Annotated in this window: 17 protein-coding genes; 6 read left to right on the forward strand and 11 right to left on the reverse strand. The window is 66.3% G+C overall.

What is annotated here, in order from left to right:
* Positions 1 to 22: 22 nt before the first annotated feature.
* From ruvB to ruvC, 3 genes are read right to left on the reverse strand one after another with little or no spacing between them, the layout of a single operon-like run.
* The gene (gene ruvB / locus ACFSUD_RS00125) at positions 23 to 1,042 is read right to left on the reverse strand and encodes a Holliday junction branch migration DNA helicase RuvB (RefSeq protein ID WP_386370138.1); all 1,020 of its coding nucleotides are present in this window, start codon (positions 1,040 to 1,042) and stop codon (positions 23 to 25) included.
* Positions 1,043 to 1,090: 48 nt separating this feature from the next.
* Entirely contained in the window at positions 1,091 to 1,756 is a 666-nt protein-coding gene (ruvA, locus tag ACFSUD_RS00130) for a Holliday junction branch migration protein RuvA (protein ID WP_386370141.1), read from the reverse strand.
* Complete coding sequence (gene ruvC / locus ACFSUD_RS00135) at positions 1,753 to 2,256, reverse strand: crossover junction endodeoxyribonuclease RuvC (protein WP_386371075.1); 504 nt, start codon at positions 2,254 to 2,256, stop codon at positions 1,753 to 1,755. The genes ruvA and ruvC overlap by 4 nt, the downstream gene beginning before the upstream one ends.
* A 333-nt stretch (positions 2,257 to 2,589) precedes the next feature.
* Between ruvC and ACFSUD_RS00140 the strand changes: the two genes are divergently transcribed.
* The gene (locus ACFSUD_RS00140) at positions 2,590 to 2,808 is read left to right on the forward strand and encodes a DUF1127 domain-containing protein (protein ID WP_386370143.1); all 219 of its coding nucleotides are present in this window, start codon (positions 2,590 to 2,592) and stop codon (positions 2,806 to 2,808) included.
* A gap of 117 nt (positions 2,809 to 2,925) precedes the next feature.
* Here ACFSUD_RS00140 and ACFSUD_RS00145 read toward each other — a convergent pair whose 3' ends face one another.
* From ACFSUD_RS00145 to ACFSUD_RS00160, 4 genes are all read right to left on the reverse strand, one after another.
* A complete protein-coding gene (locus ACFSUD_RS00145) occupies positions 2,926 to 3,300 on the reverse strand; it encodes a hypothetical protein (RefSeq protein ID WP_386370145.1) in 375 nt (124 codons plus the stop codon).
* Positions 3,301 to 3,379: 79 nt separating this feature from the next.
* Complete coding sequence (locus ACFSUD_RS00150; RefSeq protein WP_386370148.1) at positions 3,380 to 4,252, reverse strand: 50S ribosomal protein L11 methyltransferase; 873 nt, start codon at positions 4,250 to 4,252, stop codon at positions 3,380 to 3,382.
* A gap of 82 nt (positions 4,253 to 4,334) precedes the next feature.
* Positions 4,335 to 5,567, reverse strand: coding sequence for an MFS transporter (locus ACFSUD_RS00155; RefSeq protein ID WP_386370151.1), 1,233 nt, complete (start codon positions 5,565 to 5,567; stop codon positions 4,335 to 4,337).
* A 142-nt stretch (positions 5,568 to 5,709) separates the two neighbouring features.
* Complete coding sequence (locus ACFSUD_RS00160; protein WP_386370154.1) at positions 5,710 to 7,905, reverse strand: primosomal protein N'; 2,196 nt, start codon at positions 7,903 to 7,905, stop codon at positions 5,710 to 5,712.
* A 116-nt stretch (positions 7,906 to 8,021) separates the two neighbouring features.
* Here ACFSUD_RS00160 and fsa point away from each other — a divergent pair, with 116 nt between their 5' ends.
* The 4 genes from fsa to ACFSUD_RS00180 all read left to right on the forward strand — a co-directional run bounded on the left by fsa (position 8,022) and on the right by ACFSUD_RS00180 (position 11,148).
* The gene (gene fsa / locus ACFSUD_RS00165) at positions 8,022 to 8,675 is read left to right on the forward strand and encodes a fructose-6-phosphate aldolase (RefSeq protein ID WP_386370157.1); all 654 of its coding nucleotides are present in this window, start codon (positions 8,022 to 8,024) and stop codon (positions 8,673 to 8,675) included.
* Between the two features lie 277 nt (positions 8,676 to 8,952).
* Positions 8,953 to 9,663 carry a DUF484 family protein gene (locus ACFSUD_RS00170; RefSeq protein ID WP_386370159.1) on the forward strand — a complete coding sequence of 237 codons (711 nt, stop codon included), beginning with the start codon at positions 8,953 to 8,955 and terminating at the stop codon, positions 9,661 to 9,663.
* Positions 9,660 to 10,604: a tyrosine recombinase XerC gene (locus tag ACFSUD_RS00175; protein WP_386370162.1), complete on the forward strand. Its 945-nt coding sequence runs from the start codon at positions 9,660 to 9,662 to the stop codon at positions 10,602 to 10,604. Before ACFSUD_RS00170 ends, ACFSUD_RS00175 begins: the two co-directional genes overlap by 4 nt.
* 115 nt (positions 10,605 to 10,719) lie before the next feature.
* Positions 10,720 to 11,148 (forward strand): PACE efflux transporter, encoded by a 429-nt coding sequence (locus ACFSUD_RS00180; RefSeq protein WP_386370164.1) that lies wholly within the window; start codon positions 10,720 to 10,722, stop codon positions 11,146 to 11,148.
* A 10-nt stretch (positions 11,149 to 11,158) separates the two neighbouring features.
* On the opposite strand, the gene meaB is transcribed toward ACFSUD_RS00180, so the two are convergent.
* On the reverse strand, positions 11,159 to 12,130 hold the full coding sequence (meaB, locus tag ACFSUD_RS00185; protein ID WP_386370167.1) for a methylmalonyl Co-A mutase-associated GTPase MeaB: 972 nt from the start codon (positions 12,128 to 12,130) through the stop codon (positions 11,159 to 11,161).
* 76 nt (positions 12,131 to 12,206) lie between these two features.
* On the opposite strand from meaB, the gene hrpB reads away from it, so the two are divergent.
* Complete coding sequence (gene hrpB, locus ACFSUD_RS00190; protein ID WP_386370170.1) at positions 12,207 to 14,621, forward strand: ATP-dependent helicase HrpB; 2,415 nt, start codon at positions 12,207 to 12,209, stop codon at positions 14,619 to 14,621.
* 10 nt (positions 14,622 to 14,631) lie between these two features.
* Here hrpB and msrB read toward each other — a convergent pair whose 3' ends face one another.
* The 3 genes from msrB to ACFSUD_RS00205 form a co-directional block, all read right to left on the reverse strand.
* Entirely contained in the window at positions 14,632 to 15,117 is a 486-nt protein-coding gene (msrB, locus tag ACFSUD_RS00195) for a peptide-methionine (R)-S-oxide reductase MsrB (RefSeq protein WP_386370172.1), read from the reverse strand.
* A gap of 214 nt (positions 15,118 to 15,331) precedes the next feature.
* Entirely contained in the window at positions 15,332 to 16,021 is a 690-nt protein-coding gene (locus tag ACFSUD_RS00200) for an anti-sigma factor (RefSeq protein ID WP_386370175.1), read from the reverse strand.
* Positions 16,018 to 16,560 carry a sigma-70 family RNA polymerase sigma factor gene (locus tag ACFSUD_RS00205; protein WP_386370178.1) on the reverse strand — a complete coding sequence of 181 codons (543 nt, stop codon included), beginning with the start codon at positions 16,558 to 16,560 and terminating at the stop codon, positions 16,018 to 16,020. Before ACFSUD_RS00205 ends, ACFSUD_RS00200 begins: the two co-directional genes overlap by 4 nt.
* Positions 16,561 to 16,631: the final 71 nt, after the last annotated feature.

Consider the following 16,631-nt stretch of genomic DNA (forward strand, 5'->3'; position numbering starts at 1 on the left):
CTTGTCACGCGACCGGCCGCGTTCAGCCGAAAAGGTCGCTCTGCTGGCGCGGCGGCGCTAGTCCCAGATGCATCCAGGCCTTGGGCGCCAGCATCCTGCCGCGCGGAGTGCGCTGGATCAGCCCCTGCTGCAGCAGGAACGGTTCGATCACCTCTTCCAGCGCGTCGCGGCTCTCGCTCAGCGCCGCCGACATCGTCTCGATCCCGACCGGGCCGCCGTGGTAATTCTCGGCAATGAGCCGCAGATAGCGACGATCCGCACCATCGAGCCCGAGATGATCGACCCCGAGCCGGGTCAGCGCCATGTCGGCCAGATCCTGCGTCACCCGCCCGTCGCCCTCGACCACGGCGAAATCCACCACCCGGCGCAGCAACCGCCCGGCAATCCGCGGCGTGCCGCGTGCACGCCGGGCAATCTCCCGCGCGCCGCCCTCGTCGGCCGGGGCGCCGAGCTTGCGGGCATTGGTGGAAATGATGACATAGAGCTCATCCTCGGTATAGAATTGCAGCCGCGTCGGGATGCCGAACCGGTCGCGCAGCGGCGTCGTCAGCAGCCCCATCCGCGTCGTGGCCCCGACCAGGGTAAAGGGCTGCAACTCGATGCGCACCGTGCGCGCCGCCGGTCCCTCGCCGATCACCAGATCAAGCTCGAAATCCTCCAGCGCGGGATAGAGCACCTCCTCGACCGCCGGGTTGAGCCGGTGGATCTCGTCGATGAATAGCACATCGCGGGATTCGAGATTGGTCAGGATCGCCGCGAGGTCCCCCGCCTTGGCCAGCACCGGCCCCGAGGTCATCCGGAAACCGACGCCGAGCTCGCGCGCCATGATCTGCGCCAGCGTCGTCTTGCCAAGCCCGGGCGGGCCGTGAAACAACGTATGGTCCATCGCCTCGCCGCGCTGGCGCGCCGACTGGATGAACACCTTGAGATTGGAACGCGCCTCGGCCTGACCGACGAACTCGTCGAGCATCTGCGGACGCAGGGCGCGGTCGAAATCCTCCGGCAGAGGGTCGGGACGCAATGTCGGGTCGCTGTCGGTCATGATCTATCCAGAGGCGCTTGGAGCCGCGAACGGCCCGTTGCGCGCACCCTACCCCTTGGGGGCCAGAAGTTTCAACGCCGCGCGAATGAGCTGCGGCGTCTCGGCCTGCGGCATCTCCCCCGCCGCCTGCGCCACTGCCCCGGCCGCATCGCCCGGCCCGTAGCCCAGATTGGCCAGCGCCGACAATGCTTCCGCCTGTGCCGATGCACTGACCGGCGCGGCCCGTGGGATCCCCGTCGGGGCGCTCTCGATCACCTCGGCTGTCGGCACCTCGCCCTGTGCCGCGGCCAGACTGTCGCCCATCGCCATCACGCCGGGCGCCTTGTCCTTGAGGTCCAGCACCAGCCGCTGCGCGATCTTCGGGCCGACCCCCTTGGCCGCCTTCACCGCATTCCAGTCACCCAGCGCGATTGCCCGGCTGACCCCGTCCGGGCCCAGCGTCCCGAGGATCGCCAGCGAAGCCTTCGCGCCGACCCCCTGCACGGAGGTCAGCAGCCGGTGCCATTCCTTCTCCGCCAGGCTCTGGAATCCGAAGAGCTGCAGCAGATCCTCGCGCACAACCAGATCCGTATAGAGCGCCACGACCTCGCCCACACCGGGCAGGGCCATCAGCGTACGCTCCGAACAATAGACGAGATAGCCGACGCCGCGCACGTCGATCAGCACGTGATCCGGCGCGCGATAGTCGATCCGACCGGAGATCTTGCCGATCATGCCTGTGCCCTCGCCACCGCCGCGGCCAGCGCGCTGGCACCGCCGTGATGGGCATGGCAGATCGCGATCGCCAGCGCATCCGCCGCATCCGGCCCGGCGATCTCGACCCCCGGCAATTGCATCCGCACCATATGCGCCACCTGTCCCTTGTCCGCATGGCCCACGCCGACAACGGTCTTCTTCACCGTATTGGGCGCATATTCCCCGACCGCCAGGCCGGCCTGGGCCGGCACCAGCATCGCAATGCCGCGCGCCTGACCGAGCTTGAGCGTGCCCGCGCCATCCTTGTTGACGAAAGTCTGCTCCACAGCCGCCGCCTGCGGTCGGTAGGTCGCGATCACCCGTGTCAGCTGACCATGAAGCGACAAAAGCCGCATCGCCAGTTCCGTCCCTTCCGAATGACAGATGCCATTCGCCACATGGCTGATTCGGGCTCCGGCCACGTCCACCACGCCCCAGCCGAGGTTGCGCAGCCCCGGATCAATGCCGATTACCCGTATCATCCGCCGCCTCATTCCCGTTTTCGCCTTTTTTCCGGCCTAGCACGAAACGCGAACATCCGCCAAGGCATTTACCCGCCGAGACAAAAGCGACAGCGGCCATGTCGCTTTCACGCCACGCGGTCCGAATCCGCCTCTCCGGGGTCTGAAAACGACCTTTTCAGAGGCGGATTTTCGCGTTTATTATCGGGAAGTTACCGGCAAATTCTGCTATGCAGAAAACGCAGATCACACATGCGTTCCTGTTGATTGTGCCGGTCATTCTTTCAGCCTATCTGCCGCTCACACCGCCGGGGGAACCGGCATAACCTCTTTTCCAGAAGGACGGCTAAAATGGCAGTTTTCGACACTTCCCGCACCACCTACGGCACTGCTTCGGCCGTCAATCGCTTTTTCGCATTCATCAGCGACATCAGCGCGACGCTGATCGCCTGGAACGACGCCCGCGTGACCCGCAAGGTGCTCTCCGCACTGAGCGATCGTGAACTCGAAGACATCGGTCTGGTCCGGGGCGACATCGACCTTGTCGCACAGGGTCACCTGATCCGCTGACACGCGGCTCGCGGCACCGTGCCGGACCCTGCAACAACGCGAAAAGCCGCGTAGCTGACAACCAGCTGCGCGGTTTTTTTTCGGCCCGCATCCGGCGCGAGGCGCCCTTCGCCTGTTTTACCGCAGGACCGGCCCCATCGCTCCGGCAAGCGCATCGGTCAGCGGATCCATAGCGAGCAACCAGGCCCCCGCCTGTTCGACAACCGTCCCGTTCGACAGTTTTGCCAAGCGTTCGCCATAGGTCACCGGACCGATCGCGGCCAGCATGAAAGCCTTGAAGCAGAAGAACCCCGCAAGCAGCAGCATCGTTCCACGCAGCGGGAATCCGCGCCGCAGCCTGCGCGGCTGCAGAACGATCAACCCGTCCTGCCGCACCCTTGCGCTATAGCCATGCGTCATCCGCGCATGTTTGCGCCCGAGTAGCTTCAGGCGTCTGAGGAAATCTGCATGGGTCTCGACCACGGCAACCTCCGAAAACAAACCGACCCCCACCGCTTGCTCCGTCAAATTACCGCCAAAATAAGGCGAAAGCCAGCCAAATGCCTATAATCGCACCGAAATCACGCCGAAATCATGGCATTTTTCGCAGTGTCAGTGTGGTCCAGTCAACAATCTCCTCGCGCCGCTCGAGATTGATGCCATTGCCTGCATAAACGGCGATCACCTCGTCCGCCTGCTCGTTGAGGATACCCGAAAGAATCGCATAGCCCCCCGGGGCCAGCGCCTCGGCCATGTCGGGCGCCAGCGCCACCAGCGGCCCCTTGAGGATATTGGCAAAGATCAGATCGAACGGCGCAGCCTTGGCCAGATCCGGATGATCGAACCCGGCCGCTTCAACGCAATGGACCCGGCCTTCAAGCCCGTTGGCCAGCACATTGGCCTGCGCCACCTCGACCGCGACTGTGTCGATATCGCTGGCCAGCACCGGATCATCCCAGATCCGCGCCGCCGCCATGGCCAGCACCGCCGTGCCGCAGCCGATATCCACGACATCGCGCCCGACGAACCCGTCATTGGCCAGCCGGTCCAGCGCGCGCAGACATCCAAGCGTCGTGCCGTGATGCCCGGTGCCGAAAGCCATCGCCGCCTCGATCAGCAGCGGCACCGCATCTTCGGGCACCCTGTCGGCATCATGGCTGCCATAGACGAAAAAACGCCCCGCCTCGACCGGCGCCAATTCGCGGCGCACATGGGCGACCCAATCCGTCTCCGGCAGTTCCGAGACCACGAAATCCGCCGCGCCGCTCGCCGCCGCCAGCAGCGCCAGCGCGGTCGCATCCGGCGTCGCCTCGAAATAGCCACCGACTTCCCAGAGACCGGAGCCGTCCTCGAGCTCGAAAACGCCGATACCGGTCGGCTCGGGCGTCAACCGCTCCAGCGCATCGCCCAGCGCATAGGCAGCATCGCGCCCGCTCAGGGTGGTCAGGGCAGTAAATGTGGGCATGGCTCATCTCCGGGCTGCTGTCCGCCCTCGCCTAGGCGCGCATCCCACTGCGGTCAAGACCCGCGCGCCCGACGCCGCCGCGCTATTCGGCCACCGCCGCCAGTCGCCGGGTGAAGATCGTCTCGTTGCCCGGCATCGGATGGCGCGGAATCAGCATCGCCAGCGCCAGCGACACCGCCGCCATCCCCGCCGCGAGGAAGAACACAGCCGCCGGAGAAACCAGCCACAGCAGCCCGAGCAACACCGGCAGGAACACCGCCGCGATATGATTGATCGTAAAGGCCACCGCCGCTGTCGGCGCGATATCACCGGGATCGGCGATCTTCTGGAAATAGGTCTTCAGCGCCAGCGCCAGCGCGAAGAACATGTGATCGAGCACATAGAGCACCGCCGCCACAACCACGCCCCAGCCGAGGTAATAGACCCCGCCATAGCTCAGGAACACCAGGATCAGCCCGACATATTCAACGCCCAGCGCCCGACGCTCGCCGAAATACCCGACGGCCCGCCCCATCAGCGGCGCGAAGATCATGTTGGCCACCAGATTGATCAGGAACAGCAGGGTGATTTGATGCACGTCGAAGCCAAACCGCTCGACCATCATGAACCCGGCAAAGACGACGAAGATCTGCCGCCGTGCCCCGGACATGAACTGAAGCGCATAATACAGCCAGTAGCGCCGCCGCAGCACCATCTTCTTGACCTGCGGATGCGGCGCCTCGAATTGCGGATAGGCCAGCATCGCGAAAAGCGCGACCGCCACGGTGATCCCGCCGCCGGTCAGATAGACAATATTGTAACTCAGACCCAGCGTATCCCAGAGCGTCATGATCGCGACATAGGCCAGCAAGGTCGCGGCCGATCCGGCCGCCATCAACCAGCCGATCATCCGTGGTGCATCCTCAATCTTCAGCCATTGCAGCTGCAGCGACTGGTTCACCGTCTCGTAATAATGAAACCCGATCGAGCTCAGCATGGTGATGGTCAGGATACCGCTCATCGACGGAAACCAGGCAGTCACCGCCGTGGCCGCCCCGAGCAGCACCAGCGACACCAGCCCGAGCACCTGCTCGCGGACGAAAATGATGATCGCGATCACCCCGACCGCCAGGAATCCCGGAATCTCGCGCACCGTATGCAGCAACCCGATGTCCGACCCGTCGAACTGCGCTGCCTCGATGACGAAATTATTCAGCAGCGCCGACCAGGTGTTGAAGGCCACCGGCATCGCGAGGGCCATCAGGAACAACAAGGCCACGGGCCGCCGCCAGAACGGCAGCGCCTTGGCCGCCTCAAGGGTGATGAATTGTCTCATGGCAAATCCACTACGCGCAATGCCCGCATAAAACGAGCCTGAAAATCCGCACAGCGCCCTCTGCGCCGCTGACCGAAACCGCCTCTTTATGCGGCAAATACTCCACGGGGGGTCCGGGGGTGTGAAACCCCCGCCGGAACGCTCAATAGAAACTTTGCGGATCGATATCCACCGCGAGCCGCAAATCCCCCTTCAGCCGCAGCTGCGCGACCCATTGCGCCAGCGCCTCCTGCAGCGGTGCGGTTTTCTCCGCCTTGACCAGCAGCCGCACCCGATGCCGCCCGCGCACCCGTGCGATCGGCGCCGGGGCGGGTCCGAACACCTGCGCACCGATCTTGCGCAACGCCCCGTCCTGACGCGCCAGCAGGTTACCGGCATCAAAGGTCTGCGCCAGATCCGGTCCGCTCAGGATGATCCCGGCCATGCGCCCATAGGGCGGCACCCCGGCCTGGCGCCGCTCTCCGGCCTCGGCGGCCCAGAATTCCTCCTCATCGCCCGCAAGGATCGCCCGGATCACCGGATGTTCGGGCTGATAGGTCTGCAACAGCGCCATGCCGGGCGCCTCCGCCCGCCCGGCCCGCCCCGCGACCTGCCGGATCAACTGGAAACTGCGCTCCGCCGCGCGCAGATCAGACCCCATCAACCCGAGATCGGCATCGATGATTCCGACCAGCGTCAGCTTGGGAAAGTTGTGCCCCTTGGCCACCAGCTGCGTGCCGATGACAATATCCGCCGCGCCCTCGGCAATCCCGGCAATCTCCGCTTTCAGCGCCCGTGCCGAACCATACATGTCCGAACTCAGCGTCGCGATCCGCGCCTGCGGCCAGAGCGCCGCCGCCTCCTCGCCGAGCCGCTCAACGCCCGGCCCGACCGGGGCAAGCTTGCCCTCGACCTCGCAGGACGGACAGGCCTCCGGCATCGGCCTGCTTTCCCCGCATTGGTGGCAGATCAGCCGCTTCAGGAACCGATGCTCGACCATCCGCGCATCGCAGTGATCACAACCGATCTGCTGCCCACAGGCCCGGCACAACGTCACCGGCGCATAGCCGCGCCGGTTGATGAACAGCATTGCCTGCTCACCGCGCTCAAGCCGCGCATCCACCTCCTGCTTGAGCACCGGCGAGACCCAGCGATCCCCCGGCAATCCGGCCTCCCGCATGTCCACGGCGCGCATCTCCGGCAACACCGCCGCCCCATAGCGCGAGGTCAGCTCCAGCCGCCGATACTTGCCCGCCTCTGCATTGGCCCAGGTTTCCAACGACGGCGTGGCACTGGCCAGCACCACCTGCGCGCCGCAGATCGAAGCCCGCAGCACCGCCATGTCGCGGGCATTATAAAGCACTCCGTCCTCCTGCTTGTAGGAGGTGTCGTGTTCCTCATCGACAACGATCAGCCCGAGGTTCTGAAACGGCAGGAACAGCGCCGAACGCGCACCGATCACCAGCTGCGCCTGCCCCTCCCCGACCATCCGCCAGATCCGCCGCCGTTCGGTCATCGTCGCGCCAGAATGCCACTCGGCGGGCTTGGCGCCGAAACGCGCCTGCACCCGGGTCAGGAACTGCTCGGTCAGCGCGATCTCGGGCAGCAACACCAGGGCCTGCCGCCCGGCCCTGAGCGCCGCCGCCACCGCTTCCAGATAGACCTCGGTCTTGCCCGACCCGGTCACCCCGCGCAGCAGCGTGGTGCCATATCGCTCCGAGCGCACCGCCTCGGCCAGCACCTCCGCCGCAACCGCCTGATCCGCGCTCAGCGCCTTGCCCGGCAGGTCGGGATCGAGCCGCGCGAACGGCAGGTCGCGCGGGCTGTCCTCCTCATGCACCGCGCCCTGATCGACCAGCCCCTTGACCACCGATGCAGTCACCCCGGCCTGATCGGCCAACTCCTTCAGCGTAAAAGCAAGATCGCCATATTCCGCCAGCACCTCCAGCACCCGACGCCGCGCATCGGTCATCCGCTCGGGCTCCTGCGCCCCGCGCCGGTAGACCTTGCGCATCGACGGCGGATCGCCGAGCCCCGGCGCGCGGGTGCCCAGCCGCAGCATCGCGGGCATCGGCGTCAGCGTATAGGCGGCGGCGCGGGTCAGGAACATGCGCATCTCCTCGCGCATCGGCGCCACATCGAGCACCCGGATCACCGGGCGCACCTTGGCATAATCGTAATCGCCCTGCCCCGCCCCCCAGACCACGCCGATCACCTTGCGCGGCCCGAGCGGCACCTCGACGAAGGCCCCGAGATGACAGCCCCCCTCCGGTGCCTTGTAATCCAGCGCCCTGCCGAGCGGCTGGGTGGTCAATACCGCGACGAGCTCACCGTGATCGAAATGAGGGGGGAAATTCAACGGGCACTCCAAGGGCAATCACGGATTTGAGGGTTTCAGCATCGCAGATCATGCGCTAAAGCCAAGGCAACCGATATGAGCTTCGCGCCCTCATTCCAACCCGGAAGGAAAGCCAGATGAAATTCTTCGTAGACTCCGCCGAAATCGATGCCATTGCCGAACTCAACGACCTCGGCATGGTCGATGGCGTCACCACCAACCCCTCGCTGATCCTGAAATCGGGCCGCGACATCATCGAAGTGACCAGGGAGATCTGCGATCTGGTCGACGGCCCGGTCAGCGCCGAAGTCGTGGCCCTCGATTCCGACGCGATGATCGCCGAAGGCCGCAAGCTGGCCGAAATCGCCGAGAATATCGCCATCAAGCTGCCCCTGACTTGGGACGGCCTCAAGGCCTGCAAGGTGCTCTCCGGCGAAGGTCACATGATCAACGTCACCCTGTGTTTCTCCGCCAACCAGGCGCTGCTCGCCGCCAAGGCCGGGGCAACCTTCATCTCGCCCTTCATCGGACGGCTCGATGACATCAACCTCGACGGCATGGACCTCATTCAGGACATCCGCACGATCTATGACAATTACGCCTTCGATACCGAGATCCTCGCCGCCTCGATCCGCTCGGTGAACCACGTGCTCGACGCCGCCCGCATCGGCGCGGACGTGATGACCGCACCGCCTGAGGTGATCAAGAAACTCGCGGCCCACCCGCTGACCGACAAGGGGCTGGAGCAATTCACCAAGGACTGGGAGAAGACCGGTCAGAAGATCCTCTGAACCGACCCGCCCGACTGGCTGCAAGGCGCTCCCTCCCCGGGGCGCCTTTTTTCCAACGGCAAAGATATTGCCCGCCCCCGCCTTCTTTATGCCGGAAATACTCATTACCCGATCCCGGCACAGGATTCGCCGGCGATGATCCCGCCAATCCGGAACCGGCGGAGCTTTCCGGCGCGCAGCGCAATACGATCGAAGACATAACGACCCAAGCTGCAGAAAAAATGCAGATATTCACGATTCACCGTGTTATACCGGGACAAAACTACAAGAGACCCACATGAGCAGCAGCAGCCCCAAGATCGACGATTCCCTGCGCGAGGCGATCATCTCCCGGCCCGACGTGATCCTTGACGATACCGACCTGATGCAGGCGCTGATCGCCGCCAATGAAAAGGCCATGGGCGGCAATATCGTCGATCTGCGCGGCATTGCCATGGAGCGGCTCGAAACCCGGCTCGACCGGCTCGAGGACACCCATCGCAGCGTCATCGCGGCTGCCTATGAAAATCTCGCCGGCACCAACCAGATTCACCGCGCCATCCTGCGCATGCTCGATCCGGTGGAATTCGAGCCCTTCCTGCGCAACCTCGGTGCCGAAGTGGCAGATATCCTGCGCGTCGATGCGGTGCGCCTGGTGCTCGAAACGCTGCAGAGCGACGAGGATCCGGCGCTGCGACGGCTCGGCGACGTGCTCAGCGTCGCCGAACCCGGCTTCATCGACGATTACCTCAGCCAGGGTCGCGGCGGCAGCCCGCGTCAGGTGACCCTGCGCGGGGTGCAGGACGCCGCGCCGCAGCTATACGGCGACAAGGCCGGCTGGATCCGGTCGGAAGCCTGCCTGAAACTCGATTTCGGCCCCGGCCGCCTGCCCGGATTGCTGGTCATGGGAGCGGAGGATCCGCATATGTTCACGCCGCAACAGGGCAGCGACCTGCTGGCCTTCTTCACCGGGGTCTTCGAGCGCTCGATGCGCCGCTGGTTGTCGTGAACGCGGGGGCCCGCAACACCCTGATCAGCCCCGCGGCGCGGGATGCGCTGCAAGTCTGGCTGGCCCAGCAGGGCGCCCTCAATGGCGCCGCGGAGAACACCATCACTGCCTATCGCGGCGACGTGGTGGACTTTCTTGCCTTCATGACCCTGCACAAGGGCGACAGCCAGGGGCTCGGCGCGCTGGCGCGGATCAGCATCTCCGACATGCGCGCCTGGATGGCCCAGACCCGCGGCAGCGGCGTCGGGCCGCGCTCGATGGCGCGCAAGCTCTCGGCGGTCAAAGCGTTCTACCGCTGGCTGGCCGAGCGCGAAGGCTTCGAGCCGACCGCCGTGCTCTCCACCCGCGCGCCCAAATTCACCCGCAAGCTGCCACGCCCGCTCGCCGTCGAGGCGGCCCATGACATGCTCGACAATGTCCGCACCCAAGCCCGCAGACCCTGGGTCGCGGCGCGTGACGTGGCGGTGCTGACCCTGCTCTGGGGCTGCGGGCTGCGGATCTCCGAAGCGCTGGCGCTGAAAGGCACAGACGCGCCCCTGGCGCAAACGCTGCGGATCTTTGGCAAGGGTGGCAAGGAACGGCAGGTGCCGGTGCTCCCGGCCGCGGCCGCCGCCATCGACCACTACCTGCGCCTCTGTCCGCATCCACAACGCCCCGAGGCACCGCTGTTCCGCGCCATCCGCGGCGGCGCACTGGGGCCGCGGGCGATCTCGCAGGTCATGGCCGATGCGCGGATGCAGCTCGGCCTGCCCGCCAGCGCCACGCCGCATGCGATGCGCCACAGCTTTGCCACCCATCTGCTCGACGCGGGCGGCGATCTGCGGGCCATTCAGGAATTGCTCGGCCATGCCTCGCTCTCCACCACCCAGGCCTATACCGCGGTGGACACGGCCCGGCTGATGGAAGTCTACAACCGCGCCCATCCGAAGGCCGATGGCTAGAATTTTCCTTGAAGCGACAGGCAATCTTGCCTAGCTCTTGGAGAAGCGAGGACGACCTCCCCCATCATGGGCAAAGCAGCACGGGACGGCCCGGAACGACATCGGGAGACCCGACATGCGCACAACCAGAGATCGGATCCGCCACGCGCTCAGCTTCGAGATCCTCGCACTGCTCATCGTCACGCCGCTCGGTGCCTGGCTGTTTCACCTGCCGCTGCACGAGATGGGCGTGGTGACCATCGTCAGTGCCACCATCGCGACGCTCTGGAACTACCTCTACAACATCCTCTTCGATCACGCGATGCTGCGCCTGCGCGGTGACCTGCGCAAAACCGTCGGAATACGCATCCTGCATGCCGTCACCTTCGAGGCCGGACTGCTGCTGGTGCTGATGCCCTTCATCGCCTGGTATCTCGGCATCTCGCTGATCGAGGCCTTCCTGATCGATGTCGGCTTCGCGCTGTTCTACCTGATCTACGCGTTCTGCTTCAATTGGCTCTATGACGTGATCTTCCCGATCCCGCAGAGCCAGCGCAGCGCCTGACACATGCCGTTCAGCCGCGCAGCCGCGCCACGAAATCACGCGCCGCCGAGGACGGGTCGATCTCCCCCCCGGCGACCCGGTCGCTGAGCGTTTCCAATGCCTCGCGTGCCTCCGGCGTCTCCATCTGCGCCAGCAGGCGATGCTTCACATCCTGCTCGAACCAATACCGCGCCTGCGCCGCGCGGGTGCGTTGCCAGAAGCCCTTGGCGCGGCGCCACTGCATCAGCTCCTGCATCTTCTCCCAGGCGACGTCGAGCCCATGTTCCTCGATCGCCGAAACGGTCATCGCCAACGGAAAGCCCTCGGGATCCTGGGGCCGTTTGCGCAGCAGCCGCAGCGCCCCGGCATAATCCGCACAGGTGCGCCGCGCCGCGCCCTTGAGCTCGCCGTCGGCCTTGTTGATCACGATGAGATCGGCCATTTCCATGATGCCGCGCTTGACCCCCTGCAACTCGTCTCCGCCAGCCGGGGCCAGCAGCAGCAGGAAGAGATCCGACATCTCCGCCACCACGGTCTCGGATTGCCCGACGCCCACGGTCTCGATCAGCACCACGTCGAATCCGGCGGCCTCGCAGAGCGCCACCGCCTCGCGCGACCGCCGCGCCACCCCGCCGAGATGGCTCTGGCTCGGCGAAGGCCGGATAAAGGCCCGCGGCTCGCGCGAGAGCTGGTCCATCCGCGTCTTGTCGCCGAGGATCGAACCGCCCGACCGCGCCGAGGAGGGATCGACCGCAAGTACCGCAACGCGCAGATCGCGTTTTGTCAGCATCAGCCCGAAACTCTCGATGAAGGTCGATTTGCCGACACCGGGCGTGCCCGACAGGCCGATGCGCAGCGCGGCCCGGTCCTTTGGCAGCGCCGCCAGCAATTCCGCCGCCCGCGAGCGATGATCCTCGCGTGCGGATTCAACCAGCGTGATACCCCGTGCCAGCGCCCGCCGGTCGCCCGCGATGATGCCGTTTTTCAGATCTTCAAATTTCATGGCAGCATCTTTTGCGAGGCGCCGCGCAAATGTCCATCCCCCTTCCCCCCGCCGCCGCTTTACCGGATAAAGCGCCATGTCCTTCGCCCTGCCCATCGACGCCGTCCTCCCCGAGCTCATCACCGCCCTGCGCCGCGCCGGACGCGCCGTGCTGCAAGCGCCGCCCGGGGCGGGCAAGACTACGCGGGTGCCGCTGGCGATGCTTGACGCGGGGCTGACCCAGGGGCGCATCCTGATGCTCGAACCGCGGCGCCTTGCCGCACGCGCCGCCGCCGAGCGCATGGCGGCGACGCTCGGGCAACGCGCGGGCGAGACCATCGGCTACCGGGTGCGCGGCGCGTCGGCGGTCTCGGCGGCGACCCGCGTCGAGGTGGTGACCGAAGGCATCCTGACCCGAATGCTGCAGGACGATCCCGACCTGCCCGGCGTCGGCGCGGTGATCTTCGACGAATTTCACGAGCGCTCGCTCAACGCAGATCTCGGTCTCGCGCTCTGCCTCGAGGTCGCGGGCGCGCTGCGCGATAACCTGATCCTGCTCGCCATGTCCGCCACACTCGATGCCGCCCCGGTGGCGGAGCTGATGCAGGCGCCGATCGTCACTTCCGAGGGCCGCGCCCATCCGGTCACCCCGGTCTGGCTCGACCGTCCCACCGGCAAGCAGCGTTTTGAAAATGCCCTCGCTGACACGGTCCTCAGGGCGTTGAACGAAGCCGAAGGCTCTGCCCTCGTCTTCCTGCCCGGCGAGGGCGAAATCCGCCGCGTCGAAGCGCTGCTGAAACCGCAGCTTCCCGCCGATTGCACCCTTGCGCCCCTGTTCGGCGCGATGGAATTCAAGGCCCAGCGGGCCGCCATCGCGCCGGTTGCCTCGGGGCGCAAGGTAGTGCTGGCCACCGCGATCGCCGAAACCTCGCTGACCATTGAGGGCATCCGCATTGTCGTGGATGGCGGGCGCGCCCGGCGTGCGCGGTTCGACCCGGCCTCGGGCATGTCGCGCCTGGTGACCGAACGCGTCACCCGCGCCGAGGCGGTCCAGCGCGCCGGGCGCGCCGGGCGGATCGAGCCGGGCGTCGCCTACAAGCTCTGGACCCGCGGCGAGGAAGGGGCACTTGCCGCCTTCCCCCCGGCCGAGATCGAGGCCGCCGACCTCACCGGCTTCGCGCTTGAACTGGCGCTCTGGGGCGCGGAGGCCGCCGATCTGGCCTTCGTCACACCGCCGCACGAGGGCCGTCTTGCCGAGGCGCGCACTGTGCTGCAGATGCTCGGTGCGCTCGATGACAAGGGCCGGATCACCACTCACGGCCGCCACCTCGCCAAGCTGCCGCTGCACCCGCGCCTGGCCCATATGGTCGCCCGGGGCGGCCCTTCTGCGCCGATGCTCGCCGCCATCCTGTCAGAGCGCGACCCGCTGCGCGGCGCGCCTGTCGATCTCTCTTTGCGACTGACCGCCGCACAGGGCAGGCCCGGCGGCCATGAGCCGCATCAGGGCACATTGGCGCGGATACGACAGGACGCCAAACGTCTGGCCAAAGGGACGCGCGGGCACGGGCCAGACGGTCTCGGCGTGTTGGCCGCCCTCGCCTATCCCGACCGGATCGGCCTGCGCCGCAAGGGCGAAGCGCCGCGCTATGTGCTCTCGGGCGGCAAGGGCGCGGTGCTGCCCGAGGCCGACCCGATGGCGGGCGCGCGGCTGATCGTCGCCACCGATCTTGACGGTGACCCGCGCGAAGCACGCATCCGTCAGGCGGCGCTGATCAGCGAAGCCGAACTGCGCGATACCTTCCCCGACCAGATCGCCTGGCACGATCTCTGCCACTGGTCGCGCCGCGACAACCGGGTACTGACCCGCCAGCAGGAACGTTTCGGCGCGCTGGTGCTCGACGACCGGACCTGGCCCGACGCCCCGCCCGACGCGGTGGCACTGGCGATGCTCGACGGGGTGCGCCAGCTTGGGCTCAAACCCTCGCCCGCCGCCGCGCGTTTCCTGTCACGCGCCCGGCTGATCGGTCAGGATTTCCCCGATTTCTCCGACGACCGCCTGATGGCAACGCTCGGAGACTGGCTTCTGCCGCATCTTGCCGGCATCCGCACCGCCGCAGACTGGAAAGGGTTCGACCTGCTTCCCGCCCTGCGCGCCCGGCTGAACTGGGATCAGCAACAGAAGCTCGACCGCGCCGCGCCTGCGCATTTCCGCACGCCACTGGGCCGCGACGTGCCGATCGATTACTCCGGCGAACGGCCCGCCATCTCCCTGCGCCTGCAGGAAGTCTTCGGCGTCACATCGCATCCCAAAGTGGTCGGTCAGCCGCTGCAGATCACCCTGCTCTCGCCCGCCCAGCGCCCGGTTCAGGTCACCACCGACCTGCCGGGCTTCTGGACCAGCTCCTATGCGGATGTGCGCAAGGACATGCGCGGCCGCTACCCCCGCCATCCCTGGCCCGAAGACCCGACGGCGGCGGACCCGACCCTGCGTGCCAAGCCGCGCGGCAGCTGAACGATTCGGCTCAGGCCGCGGTGAAGGTCAGCGACAGCCCGTTCAGGCAATGGCGCTTGCCGGTCGGCGGCGGACCATCGTCGAAGATATGGCCGAGATGGCTGCCGCAGCGGTCGCAATGCACCTCGGTGCGGCGCGAGAAAAAGCTGTTGTCGGGCATCGTCTCCACCGCCTCGGGCAGTGATTCATAAAAGCTCGGCCAGCCTGTGCCGCTCATGTATTTCGCTTCCGAGCTGTAGAGCGGCTGGGTGCAGCCCTTGCAGTGAAAGATCCCGGCGCGTTTCTCGTCATTGAGCGGGCTGGAAAAGGCCCGTTCGGTATCGCCCTCGCGCATCACCGCATATTCGGCATCGCTGAGCATTTCGCGCCATTCCTGCGCGCTACGCTGCACTTCGAAGTCCCCCGCCACATAGGGCGCGGCGCGCGCTCCGCTGGCATTGAGCCCCCATAGGGCGCCTGTAGCGGTCGTTGCAATCAGAAAGGTTCGACGGTTCATTACTTGGCTCCTCGGATCAAAGGTTGAGGGAATCGGACCGATGTGACCATCGGCCCGACCACTCGTAAACTGCAGAACAAACGCCTGCACACTGGTAACCCTCGGATCAGAAGCTGCTCGATCCAGTTCTTCCGGTCCCGCCATAAACACGTGGCAACGGAGAACATGGTTTCGTTATAAATGATGAATCGGCGGATTTCCACCGATAGTAGCATCAAAGTTCCGCGACGGAACCCGCGGCCATGATTCGCCCGCTCGGCACGCCTGCGGGCGCCCCGCCGGGCGGTTCGTCGGTGACCGCAAGGGTCAGCGCGCCGACCCGGCTGCGCAATTCCTGCGGCAGGACGACCCGCATGGATTCGTCTTCCGGCAGCACCCCGAGCGAGATCGGCGCCTGTTCCGGCAGAATCGCCCAGAGCTCCAGCACCCGACCCTCGGGCGCCGCTCCGGCCAGCCGACGCAGCGCGATATCTCCCGCCCGGTCATCGAGCACCGCAAGCAACTCCAGCGTCTCGCCCTCGCCCCGCATCTGCGCGGCATAGAGCGGCGCGGCCTCCTGCGGCGCCGGACGCTGCAACAGCGCCAGCCCCAGCAGCCCGGCCAGAACCAGCGCCGCGAGGCTCAGCCCCTTCCAGAACCAGAGCCGCTGCAACAGCGACACTTTCCGCTCCGGGAACAACCGTGCCAGCAGTGCCCGCTTCTGCGCCGCGTCCGGGTTGACCTCGTCGATCTCCTCGGCCAGCGAAGCTAGGCGCTCCTGCCAGCCTGCGACCTCCGCTGCAAAGCCGCGATCCGCGCGCAACCGGCTCTCGGCCTCTGCCAGGGCCTCCCCTTCGAGCAGGCCCAGCGCCAACTCGGCGGCCAGCATGTCGTCGTCGCGTTCGGGACCTTCCTGCATGCTCATCGGCTCATGCAATCGCGCAGGGAGATCAGGCCGCGGCGCAGCCAGGTCCGCATCGTGTTGAGCGGGACGTCGAATTGCTCGGCCAGTTCGGTATAGCTTTGCCCCTGCAGATAGGCGCCCCTGATCGCCGCGCCACGGTCCTTGTCCATCGCATCGAGACAGGCGCCGAGCCGCGCCGCCTCGGAAGCCGCGATTGCCGATTGCTCCGGCGAGGGCCCGGGCGCCGCAAGCTTCAGCCCCGGCGTGTCGATGTCCTGATGTCCCGCACGTCGTGCCCGCAACCTGTCGATCGCGGTATTGCGGGCAATGGTGATCAGCCAGGTCATCGGCGACAGACCATTGGATTGGTAGCGTCCCGCATTGTTCCAGATCTTCACGAAAGTGTCCTGCATGGCATCCTCTGCGGCGGCGCGCTTGTCCAAGATACGCAGGCAAACCCCGAAAAGTTTCGCGCTGACCCGGTCGTATAGCTCCTCGAAGGCCCCCCGGTCGCTGAGCGCGACCCGGGCAATCAGCTTCTCGATCTCGTCACGCTCCATCTGGCCCTATCTCTCCTCAATAGCAACGCCGCGCACCTCAGGTCCAGCCCGGTATCGCGCTTGACATGTAG

Origin of the sequence: Sulfitobacter aestuarii (genome assembly GCF_042685005.1) — a bacterium.
GTDB classification, from domain to species: Bacteria; Pseudomonadota; Alphaproteobacteria; order Rhodobacterales; family Rhodobacteraceae; genus Sulfitobacter; species Sulfitobacter aestuarii.

Excerpts from the sequence above, each read along its gene's own strand:
- ACFSUD_RS00155 (WP_386370151.1), bottom strand. The coding sequence starts at position 5,567 with ATGAGACAATTCATCACCCTTGAGGCGGCCAAGGCGCTGCCGTTCTGG.
- ACFSUD_RS00180 (WP_386370164.1), top strand. The coding sequence starts at position 10,720 with ATGCGCACAACCAGAGATCGGATCCGCCACGCGCTCAGCTTCGAGATC.
- ACFSUD_RS00150 (WP_386370148.1), bottom strand. The coding sequence starts at position 4,252 with ATGCCCACATTTACTGCCCTGACCACCCTGAGCGGGCGCGATGCTGCC.
- msrB (WP_386370172.1), bottom strand. The coding sequence starts at position 15,117 with ATGAACCGTCGAACCTTTCTGATTGCAACGACCGCTACAGGCGCCCTA.
- ACFSUD_RS00170 (WP_386370159.1), top strand. The coding sequence starts at position 8,953 with ATGAGCAGCAGCAGCCCCAAGATCGACGATTCCCTGCGCGAGGCGATC.
- meaB (WP_386370167.1), bottom strand. The coding sequence starts at position 12,130 with ATGAAATTTGAAGATCTGAAAAACGGCATCATCGCGGGCGACCGGCGG.
- ruvA (WP_386370141.1), bottom strand. The coding sequence starts at position 1,756 with ATGATCGGCAAGATCTCCGGTCGGATCGACTATCGCGCGCCGGATCAC.
- ACFSUD_RS00205 (WP_386370178.1), bottom strand. The coding sequence starts at position 16,560 with ATGGAGCGTGACGAGATCGAGAAGCTGATTGCCCGGGTCGCGCTCAGC.
- ACFSUD_RS00140 (WP_386370143.1), top strand. The coding sequence starts at position 2,590 with ATGGCAGTTTTCGACACTTCCCGCACCACCTACGGCACTGCTTCGGCC.
- fsa (WP_386370157.1), top strand. The coding sequence starts at position 8,022 with ATGAAATTCTTCGTAGACTCCGCCGAAATCGATGCCATTGCCGAACTC.
- ACFSUD_RS00200 (WP_386370175.1), bottom strand. The coding sequence starts at position 16,021 with ATGAGCATGCAGGAAGGTCCCGAACGCGACGACGACATGCTGGCCGCC.
- hrpB (WP_386370170.1), top strand. The coding sequence starts at position 12,207 with ATGTCCTTCGCCCTGCCCATCGACGCCGTCCTCCCCGAGCTCATCACC.
- ruvB (WP_386370138.1), bottom strand. The coding sequence starts at position 1,042 with ATGACCGACAGCGACCCGACATTGCGTCCCGACCCTCTGCCGGAGGAT.